A 22,688-nucleotide genomic window follows, 5' to 3' on the forward strand; every position below is an offset into this window, starting at 1 on the left:
GCGCCGACCCGGCCCCGCCGGCAGCGGCTCAGCGCGCAGGCCGCAAGGACTGATGGATCCACGTCCCGATGGCAGTTATCGCGGCATCGCCATGCGCCATCCCCATCACCTGCAACCCCAGCGGCAAGCCATCGACGGCCATCAGCGGCACGTTGATCGCGGGCGCGCCCAGCAGTGACGACGCGCACGCAAAGGAAACGTCGCCCGTCGGGTATTTGCTGTCGCGGATGTCCGCCGCGATGGGCGCCGCGCCGCAGGCATTCAGGCTGACGAGCGCATCGCACTGCGTGGCCAGGGCCGCCAGGCACTGGCGCGCGTGTTCGCGCAGCAGCAGGCATTCGCGGTACTCGGCCAGGGTCATGCCGCGCCCGCTCTCCAGTTGCCGCACCAGGCTGGGACCCAGCGTGTTCGGATGGTTAGCCACCAGATTGGCCAGCGACCAGCGCTGCTCCCACGAGATGAGCCGCAGCGACAGCGGCGCCGCTTGCGAGATGGCGCGCTCCAGCGCGTCGACCAGCAGCGAATCGCCGCGCCGGAGGATCGTCACGCCCTGCCCGGACAGCTTGTCCAGGCTTGCCTCGAACGCCGCGCGGGCATTCGGTTCCGCGCGCGCCCAACCCTCGGTTTCCAGCGCGACCAGCCGCGTGGGCTTTTGGGCCGCCGGCGGATGCAGCGGACCATACAGGCCCGGATGTCCCGGGTCGCCGCCCGCGCGCTGGGCGATTTCGGCGGCCGCCGTCCACATGTCCTCGACAGAATTGGCGTGGATGCCGATATGGGCCTGGCTCAGCCCCAGCCGCTCGCCGCGATTGAGCGCGCCGAACGTCGGCTTCAAGGCCCAGTTGCCGTTGTAGCTGGCGGGCCGCAGAACGGAGCCTACGAGCTGCGAGCCGATGGCCAGGGGAACCATATTGGCGCCCACGACGGCGGCCGACCCGCTGGACGAGCCGCCCGGCGTGCGGCGGGGATCGAACGGATTGGTCGTCGGACCTGGGTCGAGAAACCCCAGCGCCGTGGTGACCGTCTTGCCCAGAATGATCGCGCCGGCATCGCGCAACGCGCGCACGACGGCGCTGTCGTTCTTGGGGAAGTTGCCGTCAAAGGCGGCGCAGCCCATCTGCGTCGGCATGTCGCGCGTTTCGATCAGGTCCTTGATGCCAACGGGCATGCCGTCGATTGCCGAAAGCGGACGGCCGTCTCGGTAGCGCTGGGCGCTGGCGTCGGCCGCGGCGCGCGCGCCCGCTTCGTTCAGGACGACCCAGCCCTTGAGCTGGCCCTCCCGCGTGGCGATCACCTCCAGGCAGCGTTCCAGGTAGTCCCGTGGCGTGTCGCGGCGGTCGGCAAAGTTGGCGCGGGCGTCATGAAACGTCAGCGCGGTGTGGGTGCTGGGATCGTAGGTCAAGTGTGGCTCCGGTAGGCTTATTCGCTGCTTTTGATGCCGAGGGTCCGAATCAATGCGCTCCATCGGGCATATTCGGCGCGGAAGAACGTATCGAATTCGGCCGGCGTCCCCGGCTGCACCAGCAGGTTGATGCCCTTTAAGCGCTCCTGGATCGCGGGTTCGGCCAGCACCTCGTTCAGGTCGCGGTTGATCTTCAGCTTGATGTCGTCGGGAAGGCCGGCGGGCGCAAACAGTCCGTACCAGGCCTCCAGCCGCAGGCCTGGCAAGCCGGCCTCGGGCGCATCGGGCACGGCGGGCAAGGCTTCCAGGCGCTGCGGCGACGCCACGGCGTAGGCATTGAGCTTGCCGCCCTTCACATGGTTGATGACGTTGCCCGACGCAAACTGCACCAGCAGATCGACTTCGCCACCGATTGCGGCCATCGAGGCCTCGAGCGCGCCCCGGTAAGGCACGTGCATCACGTCTACGCCGGCTTCGCGTTTGAAGATCTCGGTGAACAGTTGCAGCGACGATCCCGAGCCGTTGGACGCGTAGGTGTATTTGCCCGGTTCGGCGCGAAAGCGTTTGATCAGCGTGGCCAGATCGGTATCGTCGATGCCGGGCCGGGTCAGGACCAGGACCGGCAGGCTGCCGATCTTGCCGATGCGCGCCAGGCCATTTTCGACATCCAGCTTGGCATTCGGATTCAGGGCGGGCAGCGTGGCCAGTTCGTTGAAGGTCAGCATCAAGGTGTAGCCATCGGGCTTGGCGCGGCCCACGTAGTCGGCGCCGATGAGGGTGCCCGCGCCCGGCTTGTTCTCCACCACGACGGCCTGGCCCCAGCGCTGCGCAAGCCGCGGGCCGATGAGGCGGGCAAGGATGTCGGCGGTGCCGCCGCGCGTGGTCGGCACCACGATGCTGACGGGCCGCTGCGGATAGTCGGCCGCCGCCGCGGTTCCGGCCAGCGCCGCGGCGCCGCAGAGGGCGGCCATTCCAATCCGTCGAACCAACGTTCTGAACATGAATTTCCCCTTGTGCTGTTCTTGGCCGCGAAGTCAGGCGGCCGTGCCATCTTGGGCGCTTGCGGGGCGGGGTTCAAACGACTTTATCTATGGCACACTTAACTTTTTGTTAACCGAACCGCCGCGATGACCGCCCTGCCTCCGCTCAATGCGCTGCGCTGTTTCGAGGTCGTCGGCCGCCTGGGCAGCATCACCAGCGCGGCCGAGGAACTCAGCGTGACGCCCGCCGCCGTCAGCCGGCAGATCCGCCTGCTGGAGGAACACCTGGGGCTCCGCCTGTTCCTGCGCCAGCACCGCCGCATCGTGCTGACCACCATGGGCGCGGGGTATCACGCCGATATCGCGCGGCTGTTCGGCGGGCTGCAGCGCGCCACGTCCGAATTGGGCGAGCGCTCGCGTCGGCGCCAGTTCGTCATCAAGGCGCCGCACAGCGTGGCCATGCGCTGGCTGCTTCCGCGCCTTTCCGGATTTCACCGCCAATATCCCGACATCGACGTCAAGCTCCACACCGCCGTGGACCCGCCGGATTTCGAGCGCGAGGAAGTCGACGCCGGCATCTGCATGGGCGATGGGCGCTGGCGGAGCCTTGTCAGCTACAAGCTGATGGTCAATGAATTGCTGCCGGTCTGCATCCCCGACAAATGCGCCCGGCTGCGCACGCCCGCCGACCTGAAAGGCGAGATCCTGCTGCATACGCTGGCCCGGCCCGACTATTGGGAGATCTGGCTGCGGGCGGCCGGCCTGACAGAGATCGATGTATCGCGCGGTTTGCGCTACGAGTCGTCCGCGCTGGCGTACGAGGCCGCGTTGGAAGGCTATGGCGTGGCCATTGCGCAAAAGCCGCTGGTGCAAAAGGAACTGGACGAAGGCCGGCTGGTTGCGCCGTTCGGCCTGACCGTGGATCTGGGCGCGCAAAGCTATTACTTCGTGCTGCCGCCGGAGGACTACCGCAGGCCGTCGCCCGAACTCACGCAGTTTCGCGCCTGGGCGGCGTCCTGCGCGATCTGACCCCACAAGGCGTATCGCCCCACTCGCAGCGCGGCGCCAGCTTGGGTGGACAACCTTGCCACCCGTGCGCCCCGTCTCGCCCGCGCAGTAGGCTACAGTGCTGGGTCGCCCTCAAGGCCCGCGGCGTCATCGCCGCGCATCAACGAATCCAGGAGCAGTACCGCAGTGAACGATACTTCCACGCCGGACACCGATATTTCCGACGCGCCCAAGGAACAGGAAGCCAGGCTCTGGCGCGACGACGGCTGGACCGCGCGCGTCATCAAGAACGAAGACGACGACGGCTGGGCCGTCGAAATGACGCTGGACGGACAGGCCGAGCCCGCGCTGGTTGGCCCGTGGACCATGGGCCGCGACAAGAAGAACCCCAAGCCGCTCGACGCGCCGGCCTTCCACACCCTGGTCAAGACGGCCAACGAAGTCCTGCGCCGCCACGAGCAGCAATTGCACGCCACGCTGCACAAAAGCGTGAAGATCGACACCGACGAAGGTCGCCTGACCATCAAGCTGGACATCGTGCCCGACGAGGACGAGCCCTATGCCACGCTCAGCGCCTACGACGAATTCGGCGATCAGCTCGCGCAGATCCGCGTGCCGCCGACGTACAAGCTCAACGTGCAGCGGGCGTCGGAATGGGCAGCGGGCGGCTTCGCCAGGCAGAGCTGATATTCCCGGCCTGTGCAAACTCCGCCCGAGCACGCGCCACAGCGTGCTCAGGCGGGCGGCTGCCGGGTAGTGAGCTGCCGCTTGTCGTCACATCGCGGCTTCTCTTAGAATGCGGATGATTCTCATTTTTCACGGTGCCGGAATTCTCCAGCCCCGCGACGCGCTGTGCTGTCTTCGCCATAACCGGTGGGGCCGAGGTCCGGCCGGGCGCCATAGACCACAGCCGAATGGCGGCTACATCCTGCGTCCGGTGCCCGGCAGTCAGCCGGGCCAGGAAATCAACGAAATGCCGATACCGTCGTACACCACGTATGACGCCGCGGTGCGCTATCAACTGGACAAGTGGCAGTTCGCGCTGAACGTAAAGAACCTGGCCAACAAGACCTACGTGGCCGCGTGCCCCTACACCTGCTATTACGGCGACGAGCGCAACATCACGCTGACGGCGCGCGTCAACTGGTAGGCCGCGTCCGTGTCGCAAACCGGGTTCGCGCCGCCCCGCTGCCTGCCCGTTCAGGATTGCGTGGCGATGCCGGTTTCTGATGAAGGATCGACCGCGCGCAGCAGCCGGCCCAGGTGGCCGCTGCTGGAAAAACCCAGTTCGGCGCTGACTCTTGCCGCCGGTTCGCCCATCGCAAGCCGCTGGCGCGCGGCCTGCGCCAGGACCATGCGGCGCAATGAAATCGGAGACTGCCCATAGGTCTCCATGCAGGCGCGCTGCAGCGTACGGGTGGTGGCGCCGAGCACGCTGGCCGAATCGGCGATCGCCGGCAACGGCTGCCCCACTTCCAGCCGCTCGCGCAACAGTTCCAGCCATTGCCGCGCCAGCGGTAGCGGCGCCTGCGGCGTAATGATCTGACCGTGGATCCGGTGCGTCGCATCCAGTTGGGTGATCAATGCCTCCACCAGCATCGGCAACGCCGACGCCGACAATGCCGGCTTCCAGAGCGCATCCAGCATGGCCTGCGCCGCGCCATCCAATTGCAGCACGCCCCCCGCCCGGCAGGCCCGAAGCAATTCCGGAGCCAGATAGAGTTCGCCGTGCTGTTGCGAGATGCTCTCGGCGCGCGTGCTGTGCTCGACATGGGACGGCAGCAGCAACGCCTGGCCCCGCACCAGCCGGCAGCGGCGGCGCGCGCCCGCCTCGTCCCGCCAGGCGCTGTCCAGGGCGCCGGCCCGCGGCCAAAGCAGCATGGCGCAGTCGTGCTCATGCCAATGGAATGCATAACGCGGCTGCCGGCTGGCCGCCAGAGCGAAACCTGTCTGGGCGATGAGGTCCTGTTTGGAGGAAAGCGGGACGGAACGCGACATGGGGATTGCGGGCGTGTGGTGCGCTGGGCGTTGCCCGGCAACGGCAAGATTGGGCGTTGGGCCAGTATCGGCGCGCGGCCGTTTTCATGCAAGCCCGGCGCGGGCACGTGGTTTCCGTTGTCGCGCTTGGGATCAGCTTCTGTCGCGTCGCGGTTCGCCGCCAGCTCGGCCGCTGCCTACGATCTGGGTCATTCCACAAACACACAAGGGAAAATCCATGATCCGCACACTTCCGTCGGCGTTGCTGTCCGCCGCCCTGCTTGCCCTTCCGCTGGCCAGCGCCCTGGCTCAACCCGCCTGGCCGGACAAGCCGATCACGCTGATCGTCCCCTTCCCGGCCGGCGGCGGCACGGATCTGGTGGTGCGCACGCTGCAGCCGGCGTTGACGCGCGAATTGAAGCAGACCGTGATCATCCAGAACGCCGGCGGCGCGGGCGGCACCGTGGGTTCGGGCCAGGCCGCGCGCGCCAAGCCGGACGGCTACACCGCGCTGGCCGTCACGACCAGCACCACCGCGCTTGCCGCCCACTTGTACAAGAACCTGCCGTACAAGCCGGCCCAGGATTTCGATTACATCGGCTTCATCGGGACGTCGCCCTATGTGCTGGCAGTGCAACCCGCCCTGAAGGCGGCCACACTTCCCGAAGTGGTCGGCGCGTTGAAAGCGCGCTCCGTCGGCACGTATGCGTCGGTGGGCGCCGGTACGGTGTCGCACCTGCTGGGCGAGATGTTCAAGAAGGACGAGAAACTGGATCTGACGCACGTTCCCTACCGTGGCGCGGCGCCCGCCTACACGGATCTGATCGGCGGCCAGGTCGACATCATGTTCGATAACCCCGTGGGCCTGGCGCCCTTCGTGCAGAGCGGCAAGCTGATTGCAGTGGCGACCACCAGCGCCACCCCCATCCTGCCCAACGTCCCCACCTTCGCGGCCCAAGGCATGCCGGCCTACACGCAATCGCTCTGGTACGGCCTGGCCTTTCCCAAGGGCACGCCGCCGGCCATCGTGGAAAAGATGAACCTTGCCTTGAATACGGTGCTGCGGGACCCGGCCATTGCCGCCGACCTGGCCGCCAAGGGCGTGGACGTCAAACCCGGCACGGCAGAGGCGCTGACCCAAACCGTCTCACAAGACCTCGCCTTCTGGGGCGACCTCATCACCAAGACCGGAGTCCAGTTTGACTGACCTTCACCCCAACCTCATCCCCGCCCCGCCTCCCGCCGGCCAGGCGGCCCTGCTGCGCGTATTCGTCGACCCGTCCCAGCCCCTGCAAGGCGGAAATCCGGTGCCGTTGGTGCTTGACGCGCGCGGCATGTCGGCGGCCGACATGCAGGCGCTGGCCGCGCATCACGGCCACGAGTCGTCCTTCGTGGTGCCGGCCGACCGCGAGGACCACCTGTGCCAACTGCGATTCTTCGTGCCCGGCCACGAAATGGAGATGTGCGGCCACGCGACCGTGGGGACGCTCTGGGCGCTGCGGCAATGGCAACGCTGGAGCACGCCGCGCGCCCGCGTTCAGACCCTGAGCGGCAGCGTGGACATCGAATGGGACGAGGCTGGCAATCGCGCCTGGGTGTCGCAACCTGCCGTCGCCACATCCGCGCTCACGCCCGCGCAATGCCGCGCGATCGCCACCGTGCTGCGTATCGACCCCGACTTGCCCGGCCTGCACATGATCAATGCCAGCACCAGCCGCGTAAAGACGTTGGTGCGATTGCCGGCCGTGGCCGACCTGGATGCCTTGGCGCCGGACTTCGATGCGATGCGGGACATCTGCGAAGCCATCGGCTCAACCGGCCTCTACCCTTATGCGCTGAGCGCGGACGGCGCCAGCGCGCGGCAATTTCCCAAGGCGTCCGGCTACCCCGAGGATGCCGCCACCGGCATTGCGGCGGCGGCCCTGTGGGGCTATCTGAACGAGACGGGCAGCGTGCCGGCGGACGGCGTCTACACGGTCCGCCAGGGCGTCGCCATGGGCTCGCCGTCGGCGATCCAGTTGCGCCGGCGCGCGGACGCCCCCGGCTGTTGGCTGAGCGGCGAGACGCAATGGATACGGTGACCGCTGGCGGCACGCCCGACTCGCGGCTGGCCGCGGCCGGCTGGCGCCTGCCCGCGGCGCCCGTTCCGCGCGGCGCTTATGCGCCCTACCACCTGGCGGCCCTGACCGGCGCAACACTGGTCTGCATCAGCGGCCAGGCCAGCCGGCAGGACGGCACACCGATCGTGGGGATATGCCGGCCGGGCGCCGATCTGGACGCCGCCCGCTCCGCATGTGCACACGCGGCGCTGAGTGCGCTGAGCGCCCTGCGCGAAGCCTGCGGGGGCAATTTGGACCGCGTGCGCGCCGTGCTGCAATTGCGCGGCTATCTGCGCAGCGAGGCGGAATTCGAAGACCACAGTGCGGTGCTGGACGGTGCATCAGAAGTGCTGGAAGCGGCATTCCCGCATATGCCGCGTCCGGCACGCAGTGCGGTGGGAGTAACCAGCCTGCCCGGCCGCAGTTGGGCGGAAATCGAAATCAGCGCGCTGCTGGACGACCGCGGCTGACCCCGCCGAGCCAACCCGCCCGCGCTGTCGGGCGGGCGGCACTGATACGACGATAACGGTACGGCTGCCCCGCCGATTCGGCGGCCAGACTCAATGCCCCGTCGAGTCACCCTGACGACTGGCTTCGAACAGAAACCACGTGCGCCGCTCGGTCTCGTCGATCCAGTTTTCGATCAGGCTGGAACTGGCGATGTCGCGATGCTCGTCGGTGACGTTGTGGGCTTCGCGCAGCGCGGCCGCCAGGACCTTGTTGTCTTCGCGCAGTTCGGCCAGCATGTCCAGCGGCTGCACGTAGTCGGCGTCGTTGTCAGCAATGCGCTGCGACCGCGAAATATGCCCGATGGACCGCAGCGTGGTGCCGCCAATCTTGCGGATGCGTTCGGCGAGGGGGTCGGTCATGGCGAACAGCTGATCGCCCTGCTCGTCCAGCAGCAGGTGGTAGTCCCGGAAGTGGGGACCGCTGATGTGCCAATGAAAATTCTTGGTCTTCAGATACAGCGCGAACACGTCGGCCAGTATCTGGTTCAGCGCGGCGGAGATGTCGCGGGTGGCCTCAGCGGCGAGGTCGGTGGGCGTCGCCAGCGGCGCCTTGCGGCGGTCCTTCAGCGCCTTGGTGGTCTTCTCATTCAGTTTCTTGGTCATGAATCGCAGCTCCTGATTAGAAATCGGAAAACACGTTCGCGGCGAACTTGCAGCCGGCCGCGAGGCACAGCGTAAATCTCCGGCTGCGCTTTGCCAATGGCCGGCACAGCGAAGGAGTATGTTACGCCGCTTCGCATCTCCCAGCTTCCCTCACCACCATGCGCGGCAATCCCGACGCCAGGCAAGGCGCCATCGCGTTGCACGGGTTCTATTTCCTGTACTACGGCTTGCAGGGCGTAAGCATCCCGTTCTTGCCGTTGTGGTTCGCGAGCCGGGGACTGGACCCGGCGCTGATCGGGCTGATCGTCGCCACGTCGTTCCTGCCCAAAATCCTGTCGACGCCGATCGTGGCGCACGTGGCGGACCAGACAGGCCGCGCTCACGCGCTGATCGCATCGGCGCTGGCGGCATCGCTGGCGCTTTTCCTGTGCTATCCGTTCAGCCAGAGTTCAGCTTGGCTGCTGGCAATCACGTTGCTGCTGAACGCGGTGTTTCCCGCCGTCCTGCCGCTGATGGACCGGATGGCGATTGCAAGCGGGCGGGGACAAGGCAATTCCTATACGGTGATGCGCGCGTGCGGGTCGCTGGGATTTGCGACGGTGACGGTGGCGGGCGGCTATCTGATCAAGACGTTCGACACGGACTGGGTGATGTGGCTGTCGATCCCGCTGATCGTCGCGTGCCTGGCCTGCGTGCGCCTGCTGCCGCGGGCAGCACGGCCGGCGGCGGTTGACGCCCCCGTCGATCGCGTACGCCTGCCGATGCGAGAGGTCCTGCGCGACCGCCCTTTGTTGATGTGCATCGCGGCCGCGTCGCTGGTGCAGGCGAGCAATGGCTTTCTGTATTCGTACTCCACGCTGCATTGGACCTCGAACGGGTTGTCGACGGCGATGATCTCGCTGCTGTGGGTGGTGGGGGTGGCCAGCGAGGTTCTTTTCTTTTTTCTGGCGCCTCGCATTTTGGCTCGCACAGGCGCGCAATGGCTGATTCTGATATCGGCCGTCATGACCGCGATCCGCTGGACTGGACTGTCCGCCACCACGGATCCTGCGATTATCGCGGGCCTGCAACTGCTGCAATGCTTCACCCTGGCGGGCAACAACGCCGCGATCATGTGGTACATCACTCGCCGCGTACCGGCGGCATGCAAGACGTCCGCCATCGCCCTCTACGCCATGCTTTCAGGCGGCGTCTTCATGTTCGCCAGCATCCAGCTGGGCGGCGCTTTGTACCGGGCCTATGCACCTGGCGGGTTTCTGGTCATGGCGATATGCGCTGCCGGAGCAGTGCCGCTGGTGATTTATTCGGAGAAGCTGCGGAAGCGGAGTACGGAGTGACGGCTGTATCTTTTTCGCGCTTTTTATATCTACGAATGTGATTTTTTGGTGTGCGGGTTGAGATTGGATGAGTGCGGATTGCTGGCCGAGGTCGGCGTTCTTGGGACGCCCGGCGCGGCGTGGGCCTGGGGTGGGCGGGGCTCCGATTGCGGTCCGGAGCCTTCGCTCCGGACTGCCCCGTGCTCAACCTCGTCCGCCTTCGGCTCCCTTCGGTTTCCGCCGGGCGCATCTAAACGCCCCGCCCACCCCAGGCCCACGCCACACCGGGCTCGGATTGCTTGATCTTTGCGGGCGCTGGGGCGAGTTGGGTTCTTTAGGTTCTTGCACACGGCGAGGTGGAAGAGAAGCGTCTTGCGCTGCCCGCCCCCGGGCGGCCGCGCGGGCGGCCTTCGTGGGCTTACGCGCTGTCTTACGTCGTGGCGATGACGCTTCGCGTGTGGCTGCGTCTGGGTAAGGTGTCTGACACCCCGGTGAGATAGGCGTCATGCCGAGTTCACCTCCATAGGGTGTCAGACACCGGCGGCAGCAACCACCGGCACATCTGTAAGACGGATTCGGGAGTCTGACACCCGAATCATCAGCGCCATTTGATCTGCTATCCATTAATCGTCATTTGAACTCCAGTGCCCGATGGGCGGCGCGCGTACGGGTCGGCAAGCTGACATTGACCGTCGCCGCGCGCCGCCCATCACCGCCCCCTCCCCGTATTGGAGCGCCCATTAGCAATCACCTCCCCGCCAGCGCGCAAGCGCACACCGCCCGGACGTCCCACCGCCCATATGCCGGGTTGCCGCCGTCCGGGCGGCAGCAACCCGGCGACCCCGCAGATCTCCTGCCCTGCACACAGGTCTTGTAGCGCGCAAACCAAAGACCCTAGTAGCACGGCGTCGCGGTCACCGGGGAGGCGAGCGCCGTCGATGCGCCCGTGGGAATCTGAAGGCAGTCGCCGAAGGCGACAACGAAGATGACGACGGGGGAGTCCGGAGCGAAGGCTCCGGACCGCAATCGTGGGCGATCGCCTCCCCGGTGACTGCGGCGTCGGGCGACCTACGAAGTCCGTAACGCCCACGAAAAACCTGACGCTACGAAGTCAGCGACGCCCCAGAAAAAACCAACGTCCAAACAAAAAAAGGCCCTGCATCAGCAAGGCCTTCCATCCAAACCACTCAGCAGCACCCAATCCGCTTCTTCCCCCCGTATCGCGCCTCCTGGCGCTCCCGGAAGAAATCCTCATAGCTCATCGGCTCCTGCTCAGGATGCGTCCGCCGCATATGCTCGACATACGTCTCGTAATCCGGCACGCCCACCATCAACCGGAGCGTCTGCCCCAGATACCGGCCGGCGGCGCCGGCCGCTGAAGTCATATTGCTGAACAGCATGCGGCTTCTCCTGGATGAAGGTCAGTCCGCGCCAGCCGCAGCGGCTGCGGGCAGCGATTCGTACGGCGTTTCGCGGGACGTCGGCTTGTTTTCGTTGCGGGCGCGCTGCACCGACTTCAGGCCGAACACCACGATGCTCACCACGACAAAGATGAAGATCGCGCACAACCCGGCGTTGATGTAGTCGTTCATCACCACCCGCGACATCTCGCCCAGCGACTTCGCCGGCGCCAGCACCTTGCCTTCGGCAATCGCGGCGTTGTACTTGTCGGCGTGGGCCAGGAAGCTCACGCGCGGGTCCGAATGGAACAGCTTCTGCAGACCGGCCGTCAGCGTGCAAGCCAGCAGCCAGAGCGTCGGCAGCACCGTCACCCACGCATAGCGGTCGCGCTTCATCTTGAACAGGACCACCGTACCCAGCGTCAGCGCAATCGCAGCCAGCATCTGGTTCGCGATGCCGAAGAGCGGCCACAGCGTGTTGATGCCGCCCAGCGGATCCACCACGCCCTGATACAGGAAGTAGCCCCACGCCGCCACGCACAGGCCCGTGGCGATCAGGTTTGCCGGCAGCGAATCCGTGCGCTTGAGCGACGGCGCGAACGTGCCCAGCAGATCCTGCAGCATGAAGCGGCCCGCGCGGGTGCCGGCGTCAACGGCCGTCAGGATGAACAGCGCTTCGAACAGGATGGCGAAGTGATACCAGAACGCCATCATGCCCGGACCGCCCAGCGCCTGATGCAGGATGTGGGCCATGCCCACCGCCAGCGTCGGAGCGCCGCCGGCGCGCGAGATGATCGTGCTTTCGCCTACGTCCTTGGCCGTCTGCACCAGATCGGCCGGCGTGATCACGAAGCCCCAGCTCGACACCACCTGGGCGACCTGCTCAGGCGACGTGCCGATCACGGCCGCCGGGCTGTTCATCGCGTAGTAGATGCCCGGCTCGATCACGCAAGCCGCGACCAGCGCCATGATGGCGACGAACGATTCCATCAGCATGCCGCCGTAACCGATGTAGCGGGCCTGGGTTTCGTTCTCGATCAGTTTGGGCGTCGTGCCCGAGGAGATCAGCGCGTGGAAGCCCGACACCGCGCCGCAGGCGATGGTGATGAAGAGGAACGGGAACAGGTTGCCCGACCACACCGGACCGGTGCCGTCGACGAACTGCGTCAGCGCGGGCATCTTCAGTTCCGGGGCGACGACCACGATGCCGATCGCCAGACCGACGATCGTGCCGATCTTCAGGAAGGTCGACAGGTAGTCGCGCGGCGCCAGCAGCAGCCATACGGGCAGCACCGAGGCGATGAAGCCGTAGACGATCAGGATCCAGGTCAGGCCCTTGCCGTCGAAGTCGAACATCGGGCCGATGACCGGATGCGCGGCCACGTCCTGACCGAACGTGATGGCCGCCATCAGGCCGACGAAGCCGATGATGGAAACCTCGCCGATCTTGCCCGGACGGATGTAGCGCAGGTACACGCCCATGAACAGCGCGATGGGGATGGTCGCGGCCACCGTGAAGGTGCCCCACGGCGAGTGCGTCAGCGCCTTCACGACGATCAGCGCCAGCACGGCCAGGATGATGACCATGATCATGAACGCGCCGAACAGCGCGATCACGCCCGGGATCTTGCCCAGTTCCGACTTGACCAGGTCGCCCAGCGAGCGGCCGTCGCGGCGGGTCGAGATGAAGAGGATCGTGAAGTCCTGCACGGCGCCGGCGAACACGACGCCGGCCAGGATCCACAGCATGCCGGGCAGGTAGCCCATCTGCGCGGCCAGCACCGGTCCGACCAGGGGGCCCGCGCCGGCGATGGCGGCAAAGTGGTGGCCGAACAGCACGTGCTTGTTGGTGGGCACGTAGTCCAGGCCGTCGTTGTACTTCCAGGCCGGCGTCATGCGCGTCGGGTCAAGCTGGAAGACCTTGCGCGCGATGAAGCGGCTGTAGTAACGGTAGGCGATGAGATAGACGCAGACGGCGGCAATCACCACCCATAGCGCGTTGATGGTCTCCCCTCTGGCCAGCGCCACGGTGCCCAGCGCAAACGCGCCCAGTACCGCAACCGCCAGCCAGACCAGGTGCTGACCCAGTCCCTTACTGCTGGTGTGCATAAGTGCTCCTCTTGCCTCCCGCCATGCTCTTGGCGTGAAACGCTTTTTTCGTCCCGCGGAAGGCAGACTCATTGTTGTGGGGTGGCGGACGCACGCGTCCGCGCTGCGTCAGGTCGACGCGGGCGCCAGTATTGCGCTCTGGCCATCGCGCCAACAAGCGCGGAACTACGCAAGCGAGCTACGTGTTACTACGTCATGCGCCGCAGCAAATTTCCGTGGAAACCGTAAAATCTCCGAACTTTCCGCGTTCCCGCCTCGATACCCTTCCGGTTGATGCGTCGCAGCAAATTCGCTTCGGCCTGATACAAATCCTTATGAAGCTGCGTCTCAAAATCTTGCTGCTTGCGGCAGTCCCGCTGCTGGTGGCCGTCGCCGCCATCACGGTCGCCGTCTACGTGCAGGGATTGCAGTTGGCGCAGCGCGAAAAACAGGTGGTCGAAACCGCCTGGCTGGCCAGCAAGGAAGGCGAGCTGCGTCATTACGTGAACCTGGCGTACAGCGCCATCGCGCCGCTGCAGGCCGCAGGCGACGACGCGGCCACGCGCCAGCGCGCGCTGGACCTGCTGGCGCAAATGGAGTTCGGCCACGACGGTTACTTTTTCGTCTACGACCTGCAGGGCAAGAACCTGATGCATCCGCGCCAGCCCGAGCTGGTCGGGCAAGACCTTTGGAACCTGCGTGACACCAAGGGCCAGGCTGTCATCCAGAACCTGCTGACGGCCGCCCGGCGCGGCGGGCAGCAAGGCGAGGTGGTGCATTACCTCTGGGAAAAACCGTCCACCAACCAGACCGTTGAAAAACTCGGATACGTGGTGGTGCTGGAACGCTGGGGCTGGATGCTGGGCACCGGCATCTACCTGGACGACGTGCAAGAGGCCCTGGTGCGCATCGACGCCGCGGCGCAGGCCAATATCCGCGACATGTTCGCGTGGGTGGCCGGTATTGCCGCCGTGTCCATCCTGGGCGTGGCCGCCTGTGGTCTGGCCCTCAATATCAGCGACCATCGCCAGTCCGACGCCAAGCTGCGGCTGATGGCGCGCCAGATCGTGCGGTCGCAGGAAGACGAGCGCGCCCGCCTGTCGCGGGAACTGCACGACGGCATCAGCCAGGTGCTGGTGTCGGTAAAACTGTCGTTGGAGGCCGCCCGCGAGCGGCTGCGCCAGTCGCATTCGGACGATTCGCGCGCGCTTGCGCACATCGATACGCCGCTGGGCGGCGCCCTGGACCGTCTGAACATGGCGGTGGGCGAGGTCCGCCGCATCTCGCACAACCTGCGTCCCACCCTGCTCGATGACCTGGGCCTGCCCGCCGCGCTGGAGCATCTGGGCCGGGAGTTCGCCATCCGCCCCGAGGACGGCGCCCCGCCGCTCGCGGTGGACCTGCACACGGTCGGCCAGCCGGTGAAGCTGCCTGACGCCTACGCGACGGCGCTGTTCCGCGTGACGCAAGAGGCGTTGACCAACGTCATGCGCCATGCCGGCGCCACGCGCGCGGATCTGACGCTGGCGTATTCGGCGCGCGACTTGCGCCTGACCATCACCGACGACGGCTGCGGCTTTGACGACGCCGAGGTCCAGCAGGACCCGCATCGCGGCATCGGCCTGCGCAATATGCGCGAACGCATGAGCGCGCTGTCCGGCACCTTGACCTTTCATTCCACCGCGCAAGGCACGACCTTGCAGGCCTGGCTTCCCCTGCCGCCTCCTGGCGGCCCCCTTCCGACGCCTCCCCAAGCATGATCGACAAACCCGACGCCGTCCGCCTTCTGCTGATCGACGACCACCCCCTGGTGCGCGACGGCCTGCGCCTGCGCCTTGAAACCGTGCCGACGTTGCGGGTTGTAGGTGAAGCCAGCAACGCCGCCGCCGCGCAGGCTTTTCTGGCCACCTGCATGGCTGAGGATCCGCAGGGCGGCACCCTGCCCCATCTGGCGCTGATGGACCTGAACATGCCCGGCGTCGGCGGCCTGGAGCTGACGGCGCTGCTGCACGAGCGCTATCCGCAGATCGCGGTGCTGGTGCTGTCCATGCACGACAACCCCGAGTACATGGTGCAGGCGGTCAAGGCCGGCGCCCGTGGCTATCTGCTCAAGGACGAGCCCGCGCAGGAGATCATCACCGCCATCGACGCCGTCATGGCCGGCCGCAGCTATTTCAGCGCTGCAGCGGCCGTGCGGCTGTCGCAGGCCAGCGCCCTGGCCACGTTGCTGACGCACCGCGAGCGCGACGTGCTGCGCCACATCGCCGACGGCCATGCCAACAAGCAGATCGCGCAGACGCTCGGATTGTCGGTGCGCACCGTCGAGACGCACCGTCTGAACATCAAGCGCAAGCTGGGCATCGACGGACAGGCCGAACTCATCAAGTACGCGGTCGAAAACCGGGGCGTCTGAACGCGGGAAATACCCCCACACGCCACGGGTAAGCCCGCGGTCCGCCCGCCGCGCTGAGGTAGACTTGCGTCACCTACGCATTACGCCCAGCGTTACGCCACGCATCACCCTTTGCATCACTGCGCGCCAGAGGGCGCGCCGCCAGGAGTCCCCATGTCATTGGAAAAGCACTACACCGCCATTCTCGAAGCACTAGGGGAAGATCCGTCCCGCGAAGGGCTGGCCGACACGCCGGCCCGCGCCGCCAAGGCCATGCGCCACCTGTGCCGCGGCTACGACCAGAACCTGGAAGAAATCGTCAACGGCGCGCTGTTCACGTCGGACACGCGCGAGATCGTCCTGGTCAAGAACATCGAGCTGTACTCGCTGTGCGAGCACCACATGCTGCCCTTCATCGGCAAGGCGCACGTGGCCTACCTGCCGGCCGGCAAGGTGCTGGGCCTGTCCAAGGTGGCCCGCATCGTCGAGATGTACGCGCGCCGCCTGCAGATTCAGGAAAACCTCAGCCGCCAGGTGGCTGAAGCCGTGCAAAGCGTCACCGGCGCGGCTGGCGTTGCGGTCGTGATCGAGGCGCAGCACATGTGCATGATGATGCGCGGCGTCGAAAAGCAGAATTCCTCCATGGTCACGTCGGTGATGCTGGGCGAATTCCACGAAAACCCGTCCACGCGTGCGGAGTTTCTCAGCCTGATCCGCTAAGCGCCGATCTCATCCTTTTGGCGCATATCGCGGGCCCGCCCGCTGCGACGACGATGCCCGTTCGGGCATTGGCGGCGCAGCCGGCGGGCCCGATTGCTTTTGGCACCTACTGATCCGGACATCTGGCCCTAGCGTTCTGGTCCCATCCGGGCAAACTGGCACCAGCAAGCCGGTCGCGCCGGGGCGCGGCCGTTCTCTCCCGGAGATCTCCATGAACGCGATATACCGCCTGATTCGCCGCTGCACCCTGGCCGGCCTGGCCGCCGCGCTACTGGCTGCGCCCGCCTACGCGCAGACCAAACTCGTGGTGGGCTACCAGCTCATCGTCGGGCCGTTCCTGTCCGCCATCGCGGACGGCAGTTTCGACAAGGCCCTGAAAGAGGCCGGCTACCAGGTGGACTGGCGCCAGTTCACCTCGGGCGGCGACATCTCGACCGCCCTGGCCTCGGGCAACGTGCCGGTCGGCGTGCTGGGATCGACCGGGATCACCTCGGCCGCCACACGCGGCGTTGACATGCAGCTCTTCTGGATCCTGGACAACATCGGCAAATCCGAAGCGCTGGTGGCACGCAACGGCTCCGGCATCAACAGCACCGCAGACCTGAAAGGCAAGCGCATTGCCACGCCGTTTGTGTCGACGTCGCACTTTCATTTGCTGGTCGGGCTTGAGCAGGTCTGGAAGGTGCCGCCGCGCGACGTGCGCATTCTGAACATGCAGCCGCCGCAGATCGTGGCCGCCTGGCAGCGCGGCGACATCGACGCCGCCTACGTCTGGCCGCCCGCGCTGACCGAGATCGCCAAGACCGGCAAGATCATCGCCGACTCCGAACAGATCGGCGCGGCCAGCGTGCCGACCTTCGACGGCATCGTGGTGGACAAGGCCTGGGCGCAGAAAAACCCGAAGTTCATGGCCGCCTTCACGGGGGTGCTGGCCAAGTCCTACGCGGACTATCGCGCCAACAGCGCCAAGTGGACGGCGGATTCGCCGCAGGTCAAGGGCATCGTCAAGCTGATTGGCGGAAAGCCTGAAGACATCGTCGAGGCGCTGGGCCTCCTGGTCTTCCCGACCGTGGAAGAACAGGCCTCCAAGACCTGGCTGGGCGGCGGCAAGGACTCGGGCGCCGCGCGCGCTTTCGCGGCCAGCGCCAAGTTCCTGAAGGACCAGAAGCAGATCGACAAGGCACTGGACGACTACAGCCCGTTCGTGACGGATCAGTACGCGAAGGCGGCCGCGAAGTAATTCACGCGACCCGTCCGACCCGGTCCGGCGCCACCCCGGCGCCGGCCGCAGCGCGAAGACGAGGGCGGCTGCCGCAGGCCTCGCCACAACGATCAGGGGGAACAGCATGACCATGCAGTCCACATCCGCCGCGCAGCGCCTGTGCGCGGAAGGCGTCAGCGTCACCTATCCCGGCCTGCACGACAGCGGCCCCGTCATCGCGCTGCACGACGTCAACCTGACCATCCAGCCGGGCGAATTCGTCGTCGCGTTGGGAGCATCAGGCTGCGGCAAGACCACGTTGCTCAGCCTGCTGGCGGGCTTTCTGTCGCCGACCGAGGGCGAGATCACGCTGGGCGGAAACCCCATCGTCGGGCCGGGCGCCGACCGCGGCGTGGTGTTCCAGAAGCACGCCCTGCTGCCCTGGCTGAACGTGCTGGAGAACACCGAATTCGGCCTGAAGCTGCAAGGCGTGGACAAGGAGACCCGCCGTGTGCGCGCCCGCCGCAATCTTGAATTGGTGGGCCTGCAGGACTTTCACCGGCACATGATCTACCAGCTGTCGGGCGGCATGCAGCAGCGCGTGGGCATCGCGCGCGCGCTGACCTGCGATCCCGCCATGCTGCTGATGGACGAGCCCATGGCCGCGCTGGACGCGCTGACCCGGGAAACCATCCAGGAACTGCTGCTGGACATCTGGCGGCAGACCAACAAGATGTTTTTCTTCATCACCCACAGCGTGGAAGAAGCGCTCTTCCTGGGATCGCGGCTGATCGTCATGTCGCCGCGCCCGGGCCGGATCACGCACACGTTCGAGCCGGCCTTCAACCGGCGCTACCTGGAGACCCGCGATGGCCGTGGCATCAAATCCAGTCCCGACTTCATCGCCATGCGAGAAGAAGTCCTCGGCATCATCTACGGGGACGAGCGCGCTGCCTCCCCGCACGCCCTCCATGCCTAAGCGCCGCATCGGCCACACGCCGGCGGCGCCGGGCAAGGTGTACGGGGCGCCGGGCGCGGGCTACAGCGGGCACATCAGCCTGCTGACCAGCCTGGCGCTGATCGCGCTGTGGTTCCTGGTGACCAGCGCCGGCTGGGTGCGGCCGCTGTTCCTGCCGTCGCCCATCGCGGTGTACGACAAGTTCGTCTTCGCCATGACCGAAGGCGTGGCCAACTCCACGCTGACCGAGCACGCGCTCGCCAGCCTGGGCCGCGTGTTCGGCGCGTTCTTCCTGGCGTGCGTCACGGCGATTCCGGTCGGCATCCTGATGGGCGTAAACCGCTACGCGCGCGGCGTCTTCGATCCGCCGATCGAGTTCTACCGCCCGCTGCCGCCGCTGGCCTACCTGCCGCTCATCATCATCTGGTTCGGCATCGGCGAATTCCCCAAGATCCTGCTGATCTACCTGGCCATCTTCGCGCCCATGGCAATCGCCGCGCGCGCGGGCGTACGGTCGGTGTCGATCGAACAGATCCACGCCGCCTACGCCATGGGCGGGACCAGCCGCCAGATCGTCTGGCACGTCATCCTGAAGGCGGCCATGCCGGAAATTTTCACGGGCATGCGCATCGGTATCGGAGTCGGCTGGACGACGCTGGTCGCCGCCGAAATGGTGGCGGCCGACCGGGGCCTGGGCTTCATGGTGCTGAACGCCGCGCAGTTCCTGGCCAGCGACACGGTCATCATGGGCATCATCGTGATCGGGCTGTTCGCGTTCGCCTTCGACCTTCTGGTGCGTTACCTGGAACGCTTCGCCATCCCGTGGAAGGGACGAATCTGACAGGGCAATCCCGCATTCCTTCCCCCATCCGGCTCCTTTATTCTGAGACTCGGACACCCCGGGCGCGGCAGCGCGGCGCCCGTGAGGTCCGCAGTCAAAAGGAGCCAGCCATGTCCAGCCAGGCCTCGATGCTCAAGCCTGTGTTGTGGGAACGCCTGTTCGAAAAGGCCAGCGCGCCCCACCTCAGCCTGCAGGGGCGCGTGCGCCAGATGCTGGTGTCGGCCATCCTGAGCGGCCACCTGCCGCCCGGCATGCCGGTGCCGTCCAGCCGCTACCTCGCCGACCAGTTGCGCATCGCGCGCAATACCGTGGTGTTTGCGTACCAGCAGCTCGTGTGCGAAGGGTATCTGGTGTCGCGCGAACGCAGCGGCCACTTCGTCAGCGATACCGTCATGGAAGGCCACTCGGGTCCCGCGACGGACGCTTCACCGGCGGACGCGCCCGAAACCGGTGGCGTGCGCTGGGAAGAGCGTCTGCGCTTTCGCCCCTCGCGGCAACGCAACATCACCAAGCCCCGCGACTGGCAGAAACAGCCCTATCCCTTCGTCTACGGCCAGTTCGACCAAGACCTGTTCCCTACCGCCGAATGGCGCGAATGCTGCATCAAGGCGTTGTCGGTGCTGGACATCCGCAGCTGGGCGCCGGACCTCATCACGCATGACGACCCCGCGCTCATCGAACAGATCCGCACCCAGGTGTTGCCGCGCCGCGGCGTGTGGGCCGACGCCGAGGAAATCGTCATCACGGTCGGCGCGCAGCACGCGCTTTATCTGCTGGCCGATCTGCTGGTGAACGAAGACACCGTGGTCGGCATGGAAGACCCGGGCTATCCGGACGCGCGCAACATCTTCGCCAGCCACACGCGCCATCTGCTGCCGCTGCCCGTGGACGAACAGGGGCTGCGCACGGGGACGCAACTGCTCGGATGCGATTACCTGTTCGTCACGCCGGGCCATCAGTGTCCGACTACCGTCACGCTGTCGATGGAGCGGCGCGCCTCCCTGCTGGCAATGGCGCGGCAGGCCGACAGCCTCATCATCGAAGACGACTTCGAAAGTGAAAGCCGCTGGGGCGAAGGCGCGATCCCCGCGCTGAAAAGCCTGGACCGGGACGGCCGCGTGATCTACGTGGGCAGCCTGGCCAAGTCCTTCGCGCCGGGCCTGCGCATCGGCTACATCGTCGCGCCGCGCGAGCTGGCCGCCGAGCTGCGCGCGCTGCGCCGCCTGATGCTGCGCCACCCGTCCGCGTACATCCAGCGCGCGTTCTCGCTGTTCATCTCGCTGGGGCATCACCATTCGCTGCTGCGCCGCCAGTCGCAGGCTTACCAGAAGCGCGGCGCCGAACTGGCGCAGGCGTTGGCGCGGCACCTGCCGGACTTCACGGCCATTCCCATCACCGGTTCGTCATCGTGCTGGCTGCAGGGGCCGCCGTGGCTCAATGCGGCGGCGCTGTCCGAAGCCGCGCTGGCTGAGGGCGTGGTGGTCGAACCGGGGGATGTGTTCTTCATGGACGGCGCCAACGCGCCGCGGAACTTCCTGCGCGTGGGGTTTACGTCGATCCGGCCGGAACATATCGAACCGGGCATCGCGCGGCTGGCAAAGGTGGTGGACGCGCAGCGGCGCGTGGCGCAGGACCTCGTGCTGGACGGTGTCTGACACCCGAATCAGTCCTACGTTTTGATGGGTGTCTGACACCTGAACTAGTCCTACGTTTTGACGGGGTGTCTGACACCTCAATCAGTCCTACAAGTCTTGAAGGTGCCAGAGGCCCGCGGACTGCTACAGCAACTCGTCCCGCAGGTAATACCAGCGATACAACAACCCCTGCCCGATCCGGCGGAATGGGGCGAACAGGTGTCCCGGTAGCGGCGTGTCGTAGATCGGCAGGTTCCACGCGATCCCATCCTTGCCCATCATCCGTTGCGCCAGCCGCCTGCCGGCATGCGCCGAAAACGCCACCCCGTTACCGCCATAACCGAAGGCGTAATACACCTGCTGCGCCGGGTCCGGTTGCGTGACGCGCGGCATCATGTCGTGGCTGACGTCTACCCAGCCCCACCACGAATACGCCACGTCCACACCGCGCAGCGCCGGGAACTTGCGGGCGAGGCCCTCGCGCAGCAGCGCAAGGTGGCGCGGGTTTTCGGCGTCTGCGCCGCGTAGCGCGCTGCGGCTGCCGATTTGCATGCGGCCGTCGGGCAGCAGGCGGTAGTAGAAGCGCAGCGTGCGCGTGTCGGTGATGAACACCGTGCTTTTCAATCCCGCCGCCTCGCGTTCCTCGGCCGACAGCGCGCGCGTGACCATCGAATTGGACAGCACCGGCATGATGCGGTTGTCCAGCAGCCGGTTGACGCCCTGCGCGGTGTAGCCGCCGGTGGCGAAGGCCACGCGCCGGGCACGCACCGTGCCGCCGGGGGTTTGCAGCCGGTACATGCCGTTTTCCACGCGCCAGCCCAGCACCGGACTGGACGGATGGATGCGCACGCCCAGCGCCCGCGCCTGCCGCAAATAACCGTACGCAAGCTTGAGCGGATGCACGCCGACACCGTCGGGCTCGTGCATGGCGCCCACCGCCTCGCGATCATCCACATACCGTTCGTGCAATTCGGCGCGGCTGAGCATCTTGGTGTCGTAACCGAAGACGTCGCGCATCACGCGCGCTTCGTTCTGCAGGAAGGCCATCTTCTTCTGGCGATGCGCCGTGTACAGATGGCCGCCGGGCTGCGCGTCGCAGTCCACCTGCGCGACCAGGCTCTTCCAATACTCAAAGCCTTCGCGGATCTCCGCGTCCAGGCGTTTGGCCGTGTCCAGCCCCCAGCGTTCGATCCACTGCGAGCGGTACAGGCGCCCCGACGCATTCTGCCCCTGGCCGCCATTGCGGCTGGTGCACCCCCACACCGCGCGATTGGCCTCCAGCACGACGGCCTTCACGCCAAAATCGCGTGCCAGCGCCAGCGCCGCCGACAAGCCCGTGAAGCCGGAGCCGACAATCACCACGTCAGCGTCGATGTCGCCGCGGATCGGCCCGTCGTCCTCGGGCGGTGCGCCGGCCGTCGCGACCCAGTAGGTGGGCGCGTAGTCCTGGCCCTGTCCGGGCGGCGACACCAGCGGATCGTAGGCGGGGTTGTAGGCGTTGATGGCGGCGCCGGACGCGGGCGCCGGGCGGGAGATGCCGGCCGACATTTGCGTATCCAT

At 66.6% G+C, this 22,688-nt stretch carries 21 protein-coding genes; 14 read left to right on the forward strand and 7 right to left on the reverse strand.

What is annotated here, in order from left to right; genetic code table 11:
• Positions 1-28: 28 nt before the first annotated feature.
• Positions 29-1,402, reverse strand: coding sequence for an amidase (locus B3098_RS20080; protein ID WP_286898643.1), 1,374 nt, complete (start codon positions 1,400-1,402; stop codon positions 29-31).
• A gap of 17 nt (positions 1,403-1,419) precedes the next feature.
• Positions 1,420-2,373 (reverse strand): tripartite tricarboxylate transporter substrate binding protein, encoded by a 954-nt coding sequence (locus B3098_RS20085; RefSeq protein ID WP_286898644.1) that lies wholly within the window; start codon positions 2,371-2,373, stop codon positions 1,420-1,422.
• Between the two features lie 156 nt (positions 2,374-2,529).
• Between B3098_RS20085 and B3098_RS20090 the strand changes: the two genes are divergently transcribed.
• The 3 genes from B3098_RS20090 to B3098_RS29070 all read left to right on the forward strand — a co-directional run bounded on the left by B3098_RS20090 (position 2,530) and on the right by B3098_RS29070 (position 4,540).
• Entirely contained in the window at positions 2,530-3,411 is an 882-nt protein-coding gene (locus B3098_RS20090) for a LysR substrate-binding domain-containing protein (protein WP_286898645.1), read from the forward strand.
• Positions 3,412-3,576: 165 nt separating this feature from the next.
• Entirely contained in the window at positions 3,577-4,077 is a 501-nt protein-coding gene (locus B3098_RS20095; protein ID WP_175121850.1) for a hypothetical protein, read from the forward strand.
• Between the two features lie 286 nt (positions 4,078-4,363).
• On the forward strand, positions 4,364-4,540 hold the full coding sequence (locus B3098_RS29070; RefSeq protein ID WP_341767674.1) for a hypothetical protein: 177 nt from the start codon (positions 4,364-4,366) through the stop codon (positions 4,538-4,540).
• Between the two features lie 50 nt (positions 4,541-4,590).
• Here B3098_RS29070 and B3098_RS20105 read toward each other — a convergent pair whose 3' ends face one another.
• Positions 4,591-5,388 carry an AraC family transcriptional regulator gene (locus B3098_RS20105; protein ID WP_286898648.1) on the reverse strand — a complete coding sequence of 266 codons (798 nt, stop codon included), beginning with the start codon at positions 5,386-5,388 and terminating at the stop codon, positions 4,591-4,593.
• Positions 5,389-5,605: 217 nt separating this feature from the next.
• On the opposite strand from B3098_RS20105, the gene B3098_RS20110 reads away from it, so the two are divergent.
• From B3098_RS20110 to B3098_RS20120, 3 genes are read left to right on the forward strand one after another with little or no spacing between them, the layout of a single operon-like run.
• Positions 5,606-6,574: a Bug family tripartite tricarboxylate transporter substrate binding protein gene (locus B3098_RS20110; protein ID WP_286898649.1), complete on the forward strand. Its 969-nt coding sequence runs from the start codon at positions 5,606-5,608 to the stop codon at positions 6,572-6,574.
• The gene (locus B3098_RS20115) at positions 6,567-7,448 is read left to right on the forward strand and encodes a PhzF family phenazine biosynthesis protein (RefSeq protein ID WP_279974096.1); all 882 of its coding nucleotides are present in this window, start codon (positions 6,567-6,569) and stop codon (positions 7,446-7,448) included. The genes B3098_RS20110 and B3098_RS20115 overlap by 8 nt, the downstream gene beginning before the upstream one ends.
• Positions 7,436-7,936: a RidA family protein gene (locus tag B3098_RS20120; protein ID WP_279974094.1), complete on the forward strand. Its 501-nt coding sequence runs from the start codon at positions 7,436-7,438 to the stop codon at positions 7,934-7,936. Before B3098_RS20115 ends, B3098_RS20120 begins: the two co-directional genes overlap by 13 nt.
• 90 nt (positions 7,937-8,026) lie before the next feature.
• On the opposite strand, the gene B3098_RS20125 is transcribed toward B3098_RS20120, so the two are convergent.
• Positions 8,027-8,578, reverse strand: a complete 552-nt coding sequence (locus B3098_RS20125) for a Dps family protein (protein WP_286898651.1) — start codon at positions 8,576-8,578, stop codon at positions 8,027-8,029.
• A gap of 158 nt (positions 8,579-8,736) precedes the next feature.
• Here B3098_RS20125 and B3098_RS20130 point away from each other — a divergent pair, with 158 nt between their 5' ends.
• Positions 8,737-9,915 carry an MFS transporter gene (locus B3098_RS20130; protein WP_286898652.1) on the forward strand — a complete coding sequence of 393 codons (1,179 nt, stop codon included), beginning with the start codon at positions 8,737-8,739 and terminating at the stop codon, positions 9,913-9,915.
• A gap of 1,166 nt (positions 9,916-11,081) precedes the next feature.
• On the opposite strand, the gene B3098_RS20135 is transcribed toward B3098_RS20130, so the two are convergent.
• Both B3098_RS20135 and B3098_RS20140 read right to left on the reverse strand, forming a co-directional pair.
• Complete coding sequence (locus B3098_RS20135) at positions 11,082-11,294, reverse strand: YbdD/YjiX family protein (protein WP_105238611.1); 213 nt, start codon at positions 11,292-11,294, stop codon at positions 11,082-11,084.
• 21 nt (positions 11,295-11,315) lie between these two features.
• Positions 11,316-13,403 carry a carbon starvation CstA family protein gene (locus B3098_RS20140; protein ID WP_175121859.1) on the reverse strand — a complete coding sequence of 696 codons (2,088 nt, stop codon included), beginning with the start codon at positions 13,401-13,403 and terminating at the stop codon, positions 11,316-11,318.
• Between the two features lie 314 nt (positions 13,404-13,717).
• On the opposite strand from B3098_RS20140, the gene B3098_RS20145 reads away from it, so the two are divergent.
• From B3098_RS20145 to B3098_RS20175, 7 genes are all read left to right on the forward strand, one after another.
• Positions 13,718-15,142 (forward strand): cache domain-containing protein, encoded by a 1,425-nt coding sequence (locus B3098_RS20145; RefSeq protein ID WP_175121860.1) that lies wholly within the window; start codon positions 13,718-13,720, stop codon positions 15,140-15,142.
• Positions 15,139-15,795 carry a response regulator gene (locus B3098_RS20150; RefSeq protein WP_286898653.1) on the forward strand — a complete coding sequence of 219 codons (657 nt, stop codon included), beginning with the start codon at positions 15,139-15,141 and terminating at the stop codon, positions 15,793-15,795. The genes B3098_RS20145 and B3098_RS20150 overlap by 4 nt, the downstream gene beginning before the upstream one ends.
• Positions 15,796-15,948: 153 nt before the next feature.
• Entirely contained in the window at positions 15,949-16,494 is a 546-nt protein-coding gene (gene folE / locus B3098_RS20155) for a GTP cyclohydrolase I FolE (RefSeq protein WP_056316955.1), read from the forward strand.
• A gap of 211 nt (positions 16,495-16,705) precedes the next feature.
• On the forward strand, positions 16,706-17,734 hold the full coding sequence (gene tauA / locus B3098_RS20160) for a taurine ABC transporter substrate-binding protein (RefSeq protein ID WP_175121862.1): 1,029 nt from the start codon (positions 16,706-16,708) through the stop codon (positions 17,732-17,734).
• 106 nt (positions 17,735-17,840) lie between these two features.
• On the forward strand, positions 17,841-18,674 hold the full coding sequence (locus B3098_RS20165) for a taurine ABC transporter ATP-binding protein (RefSeq protein ID WP_279974739.1): 834 nt from the start codon (positions 17,841-17,843) through the stop codon (positions 18,672-18,674).
• Positions 18,667-19,494 (forward strand): ABC transporter permease subunit, encoded by an 828-nt coding sequence (locus B3098_RS20170; RefSeq protein ID WP_105238604.1) that lies wholly within the window; start codon positions 18,667-18,669, stop codon positions 19,492-19,494. The genes B3098_RS20165 and B3098_RS20170 overlap by 8 nt, the downstream gene beginning before the upstream one ends.
• 110 nt (positions 19,495-19,604) lie before the next feature.
• The gene (locus tag B3098_RS20175) at positions 19,605-21,149 is read left to right on the forward strand and encodes a PLP-dependent aminotransferase family protein (protein WP_279974738.1); all 1,545 of its coding nucleotides are present in this window, start codon (positions 19,605-19,607) and stop codon (positions 21,147-21,149) included.
• Between the two features lie 123 nt (positions 21,150-21,272).
• On the opposite strand, the gene B3098_RS20180 is transcribed toward B3098_RS20175, so the two are convergent.
• Positions 21,273-22,688 (reverse strand): NAD(P)/FAD-dependent oxidoreductase, encoded by a 1,416-nt coding sequence (locus B3098_RS20180; protein WP_286898656.1) that lies wholly within the window; start codon positions 22,686-22,688, stop codon positions 21,273-21,275.

The sequence above is a fragment of the Achromobacter sp. UBA2119 genome (genome assembly GCF_002331005.1).
Lineage (GTDB): Bacteria > Pseudomonadota > Gammaproteobacteria > Burkholderiales > Burkholderiaceae_B > Achromobacter > Achromobacter animicus.